Annotated in this window: 8 protein-coding genes; 6 read left to right on the forward strand and 2 right to left on the reverse strand. The window is 27.6% G+C overall.

Features of this window, described 5'->3' with window-relative positions:
* Positions 1-314: 314 nt before the first annotated feature.
* Both ACAG39_10560 and ACAG39_10565 read right to left on the reverse strand, forming a co-directional pair.
* Positions 315-905, reverse strand: coding sequence for a class I SAM-dependent methyltransferase (locus tag ACAG39_10560; GenBank protein ID MEZ0537674.1), 591 nt, complete (start codon positions 903-905; stop codon positions 315-317).
* On the reverse strand, positions 906-3,593 hold the full coding sequence (locus ACAG39_10565) for a DEAD/DEAH box helicase family protein (protein MEZ0537675.1): 2,688 nt from the start codon (positions 3,591-3,593) through the stop codon (positions 906-908).
* A 238-nt stretch (positions 3,594-3,831) separates the two neighbouring features.
* Between ACAG39_10565 and ACAG39_10570 the strand changes: the two genes are divergently transcribed.
* The 6 genes from ACAG39_10570 to hpt all read left to right on the forward strand — a co-directional run bounded on the left by ACAG39_10570 (position 3,832) and on the right by hpt (position 13,208).
* Positions 3,832-5,988: an HD domain-containing phosphohydrolase gene (locus ACAG39_10570; GenBank protein MEZ0537676.1), complete on the forward strand. Its 2,157-nt coding sequence runs from the start codon at positions 3,832-3,834 to the stop codon at positions 5,986-5,988.
* Between the two features lie 198 nt (positions 5,989-6,186).
* Positions 6,187-6,747, forward strand: coding sequence for an aminoacyl-tRNA hydrolase (gene pth, locus ACAG39_10575; GenBank protein ID MEZ0537677.1), 561 nt, complete (start codon positions 6,187-6,189; stop codon positions 6,745-6,747).
* 4 nt (positions 6,748-6,751) lie between these two features.
* The gene (gene mfd, locus ACAG39_10580) at positions 6,752-10,174 is read left to right on the forward strand and encodes a transcription-repair coupling factor (GenBank protein ID MEZ0537678.1); all 3,423 of its coding nucleotides are present in this window, start codon (positions 6,752-6,754) and stop codon (positions 10,172-10,174) included.
* A gap of 75 nt (positions 10,175-10,249) precedes the next feature.
* The gene (locus ACAG39_10585; GenBank protein MEZ0537679.1) at positions 10,250-11,272 is read left to right on the forward strand and encodes a peptidylprolyl isomerase; all 1,023 of its coding nucleotides are present in this window, start codon (positions 10,250-10,252) and stop codon (positions 11,270-11,272) included.
* Positions 11,273-11,289: 17 nt separating this feature from the next.
* Positions 11,290-12,678: a tRNA lysidine(34) synthetase TilS gene (gene tilS, locus ACAG39_10590; protein MEZ0537680.1), complete on the forward strand. Its 1,389-nt coding sequence runs from the start codon at positions 11,290-11,292 to the stop codon at positions 12,676-12,678.
* Positions 12,675-13,208, forward strand: a complete 534-nt coding sequence (gene hpt / locus ACAG39_10595) for a hypoxanthine phosphoribosyltransferase (protein MEZ0537681.1) — start codon at positions 12,675-12,677, stop codon at positions 13,206-13,208. Before tilS ends, hpt begins: the two co-directional genes overlap by 4 nt.
* Positions 13,209-13,279: the final 71 nt, after the last annotated feature.

A 13,279-nucleotide genomic window follows, 5' to 3' on the forward strand; every position in this document is an offset into this window, starting at 1 on the left:
GTGATTATTAAATGATAATGCAACATATTATTTTTTAGATAGAATGTTACGATGGGAAATCATAGATATGCTGTTTAATGGGTAGAATATATAGTTTACATAATATCTATTATAAATAAAATTATATATAAAATAAGCTATAAATTAATTATTTAAAAAAGAACTGATAATTATTGAAATGAAAATAATAATTAAAGATATTAAATTGGATGAATTATAATTAAAAAATAATACAAATAAGGAAATATTAAATAAATATAATTTCATTTATTGTTTTATTTATTTTTTGTGTTAAATAAACTTATAAATTTCTATTATTTGATAACTCTTAAAACTGCACTAAACCACTTCTCATTTTCTCGACCTTGTCTGACATCGGTAGTAATAACTGTTTTGACAATCTCAAAGTACGGATGATTATTTATAAGTAGAGTAAATGATTCTTGGTCATAGTAATTAAAAAATCTTCCATTCCTATATTCTTCTTTGTTACCGTATTTGAATGAAGCAAACAGAATTCCATCTTTTTTTAGTGCATTGTAAATTTTTTTAAAGATATTATCTATATTACTTCTACTTACGTGAAGAAGTGAAGCACAAGCCCAAATACCATCAAATTCCTCATGAAAATCAATATCTTCAAATTTCATATATAATGTTTTTCTGCCTGTATACTCACTTGATAGTTTAACCATTTCAATTGAACCATCTAATGCAACAACATCATAACCCTTATCTAAAAAGTATTTTGTATCTCTGCCAGACCCACAGCCTAAATCAAGAATTTTAGCTTTCTCAGGCAAATAACTTAAAAAAATGGCATATAAATCTTTCATATTGGCATCTTTGGTGTTCTGAAAAAAATCAAGTGCATTCTCATCATAATATCTTATTGTATCATCCATTTATCTAATTCTCTCCTTATAGTAACGTTTAATTCTATAATCTATAGCATCTTTAAAGTGTCTAACAAATTCTTGATTTTTAATAAATGGTTCAAGCTTTTCATTAAGACAAAAACTATCATTATTTCTAAAAAAGAACTCTGGATGCGATCTTATTAAGAAATTTTCTGGGTTTCTTCGTGACAATTCTAAATAATCATCTTTATCCCATTCAATAAAACCTTCTGTGCTTTTATGCCTTTCTAAATCAACAGCATTTGATGGATTTGAATAAAAATCTTTAAAACTTTTATAAATATCATCTGGTGAAATTGCAAGTTTCATGTCACCATTATTATAAAAAGCCAAAAGTAGAGGCATCTTATAGCTTTTACTCATATAGGTATTTTCAATACATTTAATAAAATCATGTGCAAATGTAGAATATAGTAATAATTCCTTCTCATTTAATTCATTATATTTTTTCAAAAATGATATATAATCTTTCAAAATATTTATATTTGATTTAGAAGCTTTTTTCATGTTTAAATAAATTGCCTCATCGGCATATTTGAAAAAATCTAATCTAAGCGGTTTATAACCCAGCATCTCTTTTATTCTCAAATATTCTTCATATATTATCTCTTCAATATTCTTATATTGTTCAGATTGCTTTTTAAATATATCAATTATTCGAAAATCAAAATCCACCAAGCAATCATCAGGAAATTCAAAATCATCTGCAAAATACTTTGTTCTCTTAATTCTTTCAATATCATATTGATCACCACATAAGAAAAATGGTATTAAGTTTGCTTTTTTATAATTACCTATAAAATCTAATACAGTTAAGTAATTTTTATTTTTTGATTTTCGTAAACCTCTACCTAATTGTTGCATGAATATTGTTGGGGATTCTGTTGGACGCAAAAACATTACCATATCAATCTCTGGTATATCAACACCTTCATTAAACATATCGACTGTAAATATAACCTTAATGTCTCCTTTTTTAAACTTCTCTAAAGCTTTGTTTCTATCTAAGGTGTTTTCACCTTGAATTCCACTATAAACAGCACATGCTTTTATACCATTATCCTTAAAATATTTTGCCATATATTCAGCATGATTTCTAGTTGAACAAAAAGCCATTGTTTTTTGTTTATTAAATTTAAGATAGTTTTTAAGAATTAAATCAGCTCTTTTATTTATCATCAAAACCTTTTCTAATTCTTCTTCATTATACTTTCCATTTGTTATTGGTATATTTGTATAATCTGTTTCATCATATATACCATAATAATGAAAAGGGACAAGATAGCCTTTGTTTATTGCATCTTTAAGCCTTATTTCGTATACAATGTTATAATCGCATAATTCAAAAACATCTTTATTATCTAATCTTTCTGGCGTAGCAGTTAATCCCAATAAAAATTTAGGTTTGAAATAGTTTATTATATTCATATAACTTTTAGATACTGCGTGATGAAATTCATCCACTATTATGTATTCAAAATATTCAGGTGTAAAATATTGTTCATTGAGATATTCTTCTTTTCCTAAAGTTTGAACAGAAGCAAATATAATATTGCTTATTGTATCTTTTATATCAGCATTAAAAAAACCAAAAGTATCTTGTGGTCTTATATTTTTAAAGATATTTTTAGCCTGTTTTAAAATTTCTTCTCTATGAGCAACAAATAAAACCTTTTTAAATTCCTTTGAGTCAAAAGCAGCTAAATATGTTTTTCCAATACCTGTTGCAGCAACTATGAGACCTTTATTAAAACCTTCCAGTCTACTTTTTTTAAGTTCATATAATGCTTCTATTTGAGCTCCTCTTGGCTCAAATAATTTCACTATTTTTTTATTTGTGGGATTAATAATAGAAGAAGTAATATTTTGATTATTATTTTGTTCAGGACTATTAACTGGTTTTACGTCATATACTAAAGCATTATCAGATATATTTGAAATATTAGATATATGATTTTCATAATCATAATTGTGTTCAGGTATATAATACTGTGAAGGCAATAAATCATCTTCAATTGGAATTTTTGGCTTCTTCCAGTTTATACTATATACTTTTAATGTTTTATCATTAATTTTCTCAGAATTATAATTATAAATCTTTAAAAATTCTTCTTTAAAAAACATAAAGTCTTGATAATTAGTGGTTTTCTCAAGCCTATAATTCCATTCGATACCATAAGTTAGAGCAGATTCCGAAATATTTGATGAACCTATGAATAATTCTTCTCCACCATCAACATATTTAAATAAATAGGCTTTTGGGTGAAAAGATATATCTTCATGCCTATAAAACCTTAAATCGACATAATCTCCTAATTTATTCTTAATAAGATATAAAGCAGATGGTTGAGTTATATTTAAGTATTTACCTGTTATTATTCTTATTTTACAATTCCTATTCCTTGCTTCTATTAAATCTTCTATTATCAGCCTTACTCCAGATTCAAGTAAAAAAGATACAATTATATTTATTTCAACTGCATTTTTGAAAGCTTTTTTTAATTCGGTTAAGAAATCAACATTACCACCAGTAAAACATTTTTTTATTTGGATGCCGTTATTTGAAAGTAACCTTTTATATATTTCTTCAATATTTTTATAAATATCTTTAATTTGGTCCATTTCTGCTTGTTGCAAATAATCTTTTATGATATTTATTTTTTCTGGTTTCATTTTGTTCAACCTTCTTATTTTTCAATAATATATTCATTTATCAACCATATAATGTAAAGAATATAAATATTATATCATATATTCAGCTATAACATCTTTTGAAATCTCTAAAAATTTCTGAATTGTATAAAATTTATTTTCAGGTAATATCTATCAATTCCTAATTACATAATGTTTCAAATAACCTTATTTATATTATATAATAAAACTATACAAAACTAAAAAAGGCTGTTATTTCATGATTACTCAATTAAATAAAAAGAAAAAATACAAAAATTTAATATTATTCATTATTGCTATACTTATTATTTCTTCTATTTTATCAATTTTTCTAATATCAAATAACTTTTATCGTCAAGTTGAAAAACAAAGGAAGGCAGAACTTAAACAAAAGGTTGAAATTGCTTATAACGCTATCTATCCAATTATTTCAAAGGTTAGAAAAAGTGAAATAACAAAAGAAGAGGCAAGAAAAAGGATAGCGGACATTGTTAAAAATATGACATTTCATGATGAATTTTCTGAAAACTATATTTTTATAAGTTCGTATGATGGGATTTATTTAGTCCAACCATTTGAGCCAGAAAAAGTTGGGACAAGCCAATGGAATTATAAAGATATTAAAGGAACATATGTAATAAGAGAGCTTGTTAAAGCAGCAAAAAAGTATCCGCAAGGTTCTTATGTTTCATATTATTCATATTTACCGCATTCAAAAGAATATCAACCAAAGTTATCATATGTAAAAGGTATTCCAGAGATTGAAGCATATATTGGAACTGGTATGTATATTCAAACAACATATAAGAAGATGATAAACCTACTAAACTTACAGAGATTAATTCTTATATCTGTATTTGCACTTGTATTAATATTAATGCATTATTTTATTATAAAAGAAAAAGAAAACAATAGAATATTGGAAAAAGAAATTAATAGAAGAATACAATTAGAAGATGAATTGATGCATGAAAAAGAAGAATTAACTTTAAAGAATCAATATTTACAGACACTTTTTGATAATTCTCCAAATGCTTTAGTTCAATTTGATAAGAATGGATATATTGTTGAAATTAATAATAGCTTTACAAAAATATTTGGATACACTTTAGAAGAATGTAAAGGTAAACATATTGATGATTTAATTACGAAAAAAATTAATTATTATGAAGCAAAAAATATTTCTAAAGAAGTTTTCGAGAAAGGCTTTGTTGAGACACAGGGCATAAGATTTAGTAAAAATAATAGGCCTTTATATGTTATTATTAAAAGTATTTTAATAAGGATAAATAATAAAATTGTTGGTGGATATGGCATATATATTGATATTACACCTCTTAGGGAATACCAAAAGAAATTGGATTATATGGCAAAGCATGATTCTTTAACTGGTCTTTATAATTATAACTATTTTAACTATCTATTGAAAATAAAAAATAAATTCAATTACCCAGTAGGACTAATTGTTTTTGACTTAAATGGTCTTAAATTGATAAATGACACCTTAGGACACAGTTTTGGTGATTTGCTTTTGAAAGAATTTGCAAATATATTATTTAAATCCAAAAAGAGAGAAGATTTAGCAATAAGAATTGGTGGAGATGAGTTTTTATTAATTCTTCAAAATGTCAATAGCATTATATTAGAAGAAGTTAAAAATAAAATTTTACAAAATATTAGTAATTTTAATCAGCAATCAAAAACTAATATGCTTGTATTAAGCGTTGCACTGGGATTTTCAATAGTTGAAAATAATAAAAAAAGTGTAACAGATGCTTTGAAAGAAGCAGATGAAAATATGTATAAAGATAAGCTACTAAATAAAGCAAGTTCAAAGAACCAGATAATAAATGTTTTATTAGCAGCTCTTGGCGAGAAAGATAATATAACAAAAGGACATACAGAAAGGGTAAAAAACATGTGCGAAATAATAGCCCAAAAACTTGGACTTGATGAAAACCAAACAAATAATCTGATTCTGCTTGCAGAAATGCATGATTTAGGAAAAGTAGCAATACCCGATTCGGTACTAAACAAAAGTGAACCACTTACTAAGGAGGAATGGGAACTTATAAAAAGCCATTCAGAAAAAGGATATAGAATTGCACTAGCTTCTCCTGAATTATCAAATATAGCTGAATTAATACTAAAACACCATGAAAGATGGGATGGGAGAGGCTATCCTTTGGGGCTTAAAGGGAAAGAAATTCCAATTGAATGTAGAATACTTGCATTAGCTGATTCGTATGATGCTATGACAAACTTAAGGCCATATAACAAAGTAAAAACACATAGTGAAGCTATTGAAGAAATCAAGAAGTGTTCAGGCAAACAATTTGATCCATATATCGCTCAGATTTTTGTTGAGGTCTTTGAAAATACTTCTATCATTTAGTATTATTTAGGCAGAGAATAGATTGTGATATAATATAATTAAGAACAATGGATGTTGCTAAAAATAACTTATCTTTTGATAGTTTACAATTTGAAGTTAGCAAATGGTAGAATTCGGAATAAAAAGGGAGTTTATTGTTTGCATGAGAAAACACCTTATCACCAACATGATATTATCAAAACGAGGAGCTGATTTTTATTGGACTACATTATTGCAGGGCTTGGAAATCCAGGTGAAAGATACAAATTTACAAGGCATAATGCCGGGTTCTTAACAATAGACTATATCTCGCAATTATTGAATATAAATGTTGAAAAGATTGGTTTTAAAGGGGTATATGGCACTATAGAATACAAAGGAAAGAAAATAATGCTTTTAAAGCCAATGACATATATGAACTCAAGTGGCGATAGCATAGTTGAAGCTGTTAACTTTTATAAACTAAAGCCTCAAAACTTGCTTGTAATATATGACGACATTGCCTTTGATGTAGGAATAGTAAAGATGAGAATGAAAGGTTCAGATGGTGGACATAATGGTATGAAGTCAATTATACAAAGGCTATCTACAGATCAATTTCCAAGATTAAGAATTGGAATAGGCATCCCTAAATATGATATGGTTGATCATGTTTTATCAAATTTTGGAGATAATGAAAAAGAAAAGATTTTTAATGCAATAAAAAAAGCAAGCGAAGGAGCTTTGCTATTTGTATCTGAAGGAATAGACAAAGCAATGAACTTTGTCAATCAGGAGTGAGAAAATGAATAGTATATTTTCAAAATTAGAACAGTATAGCACACTAAAAAATGCTATTTCTCATGAACGGTATCCTATACTTATTTCAGGGCTTGGAGATATGGCAAAAACACTCATTATTAAAGATATTTGTGAAAATTTTAACAAAAAGGCTATTGTTGTGACACACCAAAGAAACAGAGAAGATTTATTAAAAAGGCTTAAAAACCAGTTTGAAAAGATTTACTCTATTCAAGAAAGAGATAATCCTTTATTACCTTTTAAAGCAAAGGGTAAGGAATCAAGCATAAAAAGGATAGAAGAGATAATCAAAATAAAAAACTCTTATGATATTGTTGTATTAACACCTCAGAATCTTATAGAAAAGTATCCACAATATGATTTTAAATATATTACACTAAATGTAGGAGATACAATAGATTTTAATGATTTTATAAAAAAACTTATTGATTTTGGATATGAAAATGTTCAAACAGTATATGAAAAAGGACAGTTTTCAAAAAGAGGTGGTATATTAGATATATTTCCAATATTATGTGATAGCCCTGTAAGAGTAGAATTTTTTGGAGATGAAATAGATACAATAAAGATATTTGATGTTGAATCTCAGAAATCATATGAAAAAATAGATAATGTTACCATTTATCAAGTAACTGAATGGGAACAACAAAAGGTGCAAGAAAAGATTGATGAGTTTCTAAAAGATTATAACAAGGTTTATTCAAAGCTTTCAAAGGAATATAAGAATAACTTAAATGAAACTTTTAAAGAAGTTTTAGAAGGGACTGATTATAAAGAAGAAAGTCTATACCCGTATTATTATAATAAGCTTTATACAATTTTTGATATATTTAAAGATGCTATTATATTTATTGACGAATATCCAAGAATTATAGATAGTATGGAAGGCTTTGAAAAACAATTTGAAGAGACATTTTTTGATTTATTAGAAAAAGGATATGCCCTTCCTAAACAAGCAGAATTATATTTCAAAAGCTCATATATAATAGAAATGTTACAGGAAAAATCAATTGTATTAACTACATTTATTCAGGGTCTTAGATTTTTGAAACCTAAGGAGATAATAAGCTTTGTATTAAGAGAAATCCCAAGCTTTAATGGGAACAAGGAACTTCTGCTTTCAGATGTTAAGTTTTTGGATAGCCATAACTATGCTATTAACATTTTTTGTGGAAGTCAAACTGCAGTCGATGAACTAAGTAACTTTTTAGAAAACAACGGGCTTTATGTATATCCTTCATCTGATATTAGCCTTACAAAAGGGGTATATCTTCTTCCATATAGCCTTGAAAAAGGCATTGAGATAAGCCAGATAGGTTTATCATTATTAAGCTTTTTGAACATTGAACTTCACAAAAGAGATAAAAAACAAGCAAAGCATAAATCAAAGAAGGAAGCTTTTTATACATTAGAGGATTTGAAGGAAGGAACATTAGTTGTTCACCACTCACATGGTATTGGAAAGTTTATTGGATTTGAAAAGGTTGAGATTGAAGGTATTACAAAAGAATATATAAAGCTTGAGTATGCAAACAATTCTTTTTTATATGTTCCTACCACAAACCTTGATTCAATTGAAAAATATATAGGTTCAGAAGATACAGTTCCCAAACTATCAAAGCTTGGGACAAATGATTGGCAGAAACAAAAACAAAAGGTGAAGAAGTCTTTAGAGATAATTGCAAAGGACATAATAGAATTATATGCAAAAAGACAACTTAAAAAAGGATATAAATTCTCAAATGATACAATTTGGCAGAAAGAATTTGAAGAGAAGTTCCCTTATCAAGAAACTGAAGGACAGCTTAATGCAATTGAAGAGATAAAAAGGGATATGGAAAGCGATAAGGCCATGGATAGAATTCTTTGCGGTGATGTTGGCTATGGGAAAACAGAGGTTGCACTAAGAGCTGCCTTTAAAGCTGTTATGGATTCAAAACAGGTTGCATTCTTAGTACCTACAACTGTATTAGCTCACCAACACTATATGAATTTTTTAGAAAGGCTTAAAGAGTTTCCGGTCAAGGTTGAAGTTTTATCAAGATTTAAAAGTGAAGGAGAGCAAAAAGAAATAATAAAGGCTATTTCAAATGGTATGATAGATATTATAATTGGAACACATAGATTATTGTCAAAAGATGTGAAATTCAAAGACTTGGGTCTTTTAATTATAGACGAAGAGCATAGATTTGGTGTAGAGCACAAGGAAAAGATAAAAAAACTTAAAGAAAATGTAGATGTTTTAACACTTACTGCTACACCTATTCCAAGAACATTAAATATGGCTATGTTAGGAATTAAGGAATTGAGTGTCATAGAAGAACCACCAGAGGACAGATTCCCTGTTCAAACATTTGTTATGGAATACAATGAAAAGATAATCAAAGAAGCAATTTTAAAAGAGGTTCAAAGGGGCGGTCAGGTATTTTATCTTTATAATAGGGTTCAAGGTATTGATGGTGTTGTTGATAAACTGCAAAGGCTTGTAGGTGAGGATATCAAGATTGCTTATGCTCATGGGCAAATGGATGATGACAAGCTTGAAGAGGTTTTAGTAGATTTCATGAATGGCAACTATGATGTTTTAGTTTGCACAACAATAATTGAATCAGGTGTAGATATTCCAAATGCTAATACATTGATTGTTGAGGATGCAGATAAGCTTGGACTTGCACAGCTATATCAAATAAGGGGTAGAGTAGGAAGAGCTAATAAGATAGCCTATGCTTATCTAACCTTTAGAAAGGACAGGGTTTTGAGTGAAGAAGCTCAAAAAAGGCTTTCTGCAATAAAAGAATTTACTGAGTTTGGTTCTGGTTTTAAAATTGCAATGAGGGATTTAGAAATAAGAGGTGCTGGTTCTATTCTTGGCAAAGTCCAGCATGGACATATTAATGCTGTTGGATATGATATGTATATAAGACTTCTCTCAGAAGAGATTAAAAGGTTAAAAGGTGAGCAGATTGTTGAAGAGTTTACACCTCAGATAGATATTAAGATAAGTGCATTTATTGATAAAAACTATATTTATGATGATGGCGAACGAATTAATATGTATAAGAAGATATCCTCAATTAAAACAAAAGATGATATGGACCAAATATATGATGAACTTATTGATAGATTTGCTGATATACCCATTGAAGTTGATAATCTTATAAAAATTGCTTATATAAAGGCTTTATGCCAAAATAATGGTATAATATCAATAACACAAAAAGAGAATATAGCAAGACTTCAATTTATTAATGAAGAAATGCTGAAAAATTTTGTAGATATAAATAAGGATATAAATTTTGTTCCAATAAAAGATGAAAATACTATATTAATTAAATGGCCAAACATGGATATATTAAACAACTTAATAAAAATTTTAGAAGAATCAAAACAAAATGCCTACTGTTAATTTTTTTTCTTTAAAATAAATTAATTATGTTTTATAATTATAGTATTATTAAAAAAACAAAGGAGAAGGGATCGTATGACAAAAAATGCAAAGATAATTATAACAATTGCAGCAGTATTGATACTTGCAATTATTGTTATTGCTGTAACACCTGAAATTGTAAAGACATATGACAACAATAAGGCTGTCGCAGTAGTAAATAATCAAAAGATTACAAAGAAAGAGTTTAAGATTAGATTTGAGGAAATGAAGCAGCAGTATTCATCATATTTAGGTGGGGATTTAACTTTTTTAGATAAAAAGACATCAGATAACAAAAAGACCTACAGAGAAGTAATGAAAGAACAGCTAATAGACCAGTTAGTAACCCAAAAGGTTCAACTACAAAAAGCAAAAGATTTAGGTATAACCCTTACAAGTGCTGATAAAAAAGAAATTGATAATTTAATTAAACAATATAAAACAGATGCTAACTATAAAGATAGTTTCAAACAATATCTTACTACTGTTGGGGCTACCGAAGAAGAATTTAAAAAAGCTTTAGAAGATTCAAAAATATATAATAAGCTTTATGATAAAATAACAAAATCGCAAACAGTTTCTGAAAGTGAAATGAAAAATTACTATGATAAAAACAAAGATTCTTACCTCGAAGTAAAAGCAAGCCATATACTGTTTAGTGTTTCAGATACATCTAAGGATGCTCAAATTAAAAAGAAGGCAGAAGAGGTTCTTAAGAAAATTAAAAATGGAGAAGATTTTGCAAGGCTTGCAAAACAATATTCTGACGATACATCAAACAAGGATAAAGGTGGAGATTTAGGATATTTTAGAAAGGGCACAATGGTTGCTGAATTTGAAAAGGCAGCTTTTTCACTTAATGTGGGACAAGTAAGCGATTTAGTTAAGACAACATACGGATACCATATTATCAAGGTCACAGGCAGAAAACAACTTGAATACAAAGATGTAAAGAGCGAAATTAAATCATCACTTGAGCAGAAGAAAAAGGATGAATACTTCCAAAAACAAACAACTGAATGGAAGAAAAAAGCTACTATTAAGAAATATCCAAATGTTGTTAAGGATATTTTATAAGGTTTGAGGTGTAGTCTTTGGATCTGCTTTTAAAAGTAAAAGATACAATAGAAAGATTTTCATTATTAGAGAAAAATGAAAAAGTCTTGGTTGCATGCTCTGGCGGTATTGATTCCATGACATTATTAGATATTATGCTTAAAATAAAAGATGAATATAATATTTGTATATCTGTTGCTCATTTAAATCATATGCTAAGAGAAAATGCAACTTCTGACGAGTTATTTGTAAAGTCTTTCTGTGAAAAAAAAGGTATTCCTATTTATATAAAAAGGGTAGATATTAAGCAATTTAAAGAAGAAAAAAAGTTATCAGAAGAGGAAGCAGGTCGCGTTGCAAGGTATAGCTTTTTTGAAGAACTAAAAAAGAAAATTGGATTTGATAGATTAATTCTTGGCCATAACAAAAATGATGTTGTTGAAACATTTTTTCTAAATCTCTTTAGGGGTAGTGGGATTGATGGACTTTTGTCAATTCCACCGAAGAGAGGCTGGATATCAAGGCCTCTTATTGATACAACAAGAGACCAAATACAAGAATATGCAAGAACCAACAATATTAAATTTGTTGAGGATGAGACTAACAAAACATTGAAATATAAAAGAAATAGAGTAAGGAATGAATTATTACCTTATGTAAAAAGTCATTTCAATCCTCAAATATCTCAAGCTATATCCTCAACTATTGAAATATTAAGACAAGAACAATATTATTTAAATAAGATTATTCAAGAAAAATATAAAAATATACTTAGATGGGACACACCTTTTTTTATTATTGATTTTAAGAGAATAATAAATGAGGACCAATTTATTAAGTCCTTTTTTATTAGAAAAGCACTTAAAAATTTCAACATTATTCCTAACATTAAAAATGTAAATGAGATTATTAAGTTATTTCATTTACAGACTGGTAGCAAATTTATTATTGAGGATATAATAATTGAAAAGCAAGTTGATGGAATTGTCCTCTATAAAAAGGATTTAGATTTCAATTTTTATTTTACTTTTGAAGCATTTGAAAATCAAAAGATTATATTACCAAATAAAGAGATAATTCTTGATGTGTTACAAAATCGGATTGAGGGGTATAATTTATATGTTAATATTCCCAAAGAGTTTAAGATATTATCTATTCGAAATAGAAGAGATGGTGATTATATAAATCTTGAATTTGGTAGAAAAAAACTAAAGGACCTTTTTAATGATTTAAAGATTCCATCAAGGATAAAAAATAAAATACCACTTTTAACAGTTGATAATGAAGTTATTGCAATTTTAGAGAAAATAAATTCAAAAAATGGGTATATTGTTAATGTGAAGTATTTAAAAAATAATGATGGTTCTTCTTTGATTGGCATTAAAGTAAATGACATAAAAACAAGTAGAGAGGAGTATATGTTGTGACAGACATAAAAAATAAGGTTAAAGAAATTTTAATAACTGAACAACAGCTAAAAGATAAGGTGATTGAATTAGGAAAGCAGATATCTGAAGATTATAAAAATAGCGATGACTTTTTGATGGTTTGTATACTAAAAGGCGGTGTAATATTTATGGCTGATTTGATTAGAGCTGTAGATGTTCCTGTAAAAATTGAATTTATGGCTGTTTCAAGCTATGGAAATTCTACATCATCATCAGGTATTGTTAGAATAATGAAAGATTTAGATACAAGTATTGAAGGGAAGGATGTCCTACTTGTAGAAGATATTGTTGATACAGGACTTACATTAAAGTATATTAAGGAATATCTACTTGCAAGAAAACCAAAAAGTCTGAAAATTTGCACTATGCTTGATAAACCAAGCAGAAGAAAGGTACAGGTTGATGTTGACTATAAAGGCTTTGAGATACCAGATAAATTTGTAATTGGGTATGGCCTTGATTATGCTGGACTTTATAGAAATCTACCATACATTGGAGTGTTAGAGTAAGTTAATTTTACTGAAAGGAGTGCCATGTAGGCTTTGAAAAACTTATTTAAAACTGCAACATTATATATTGT

Source organism: Caldicellulosiruptoraceae bacterium PP1 (assembly GCA_041320695.1).
Taxonomy (GTDB): domain Bacteria; phylum Bacillota; class Thermoanaerobacteria; order Caldicellulosiruptorales; family Caldicellulosiruptoraceae; genus JBGGOQ01.

Bases quoted from the DNA above. Each gene is read 5' to 3' on its own strand.
- ACAG39_10560 (MEZ0537674.1), bottom strand. From the start codon at position 905: ATGGATGATACAATAAGATATTATGATGAGAATGCACTTGATTTTTTT.
- ACAG39_10570 (MEZ0537676.1), top strand. From the start codon at position 3,832: ATGATTACTCAATTAAATAAAAAGAAAAAATACAAAAATTTAATATTA.
- ACAG39_10565 (MEZ0537675.1), bottom strand. From the start codon at position 3,593: ATGAAACCAGAAAAAATAAATATCATAAAAGATTATTTGCAACAAGCA.
- ACAG39_10585 (MEZ0537679.1), top strand. From the start codon at position 10,250: ATGACAAAAAATGCAAAGATAATTATAACAATTGCAGCAGTATTGATA.
- mfd (MEZ0537678.1), top strand. From the start codon at position 6,752: ATGAATAGTATATTTTCAAAATTAGAACAGTATAGCACACTAAAAAAT.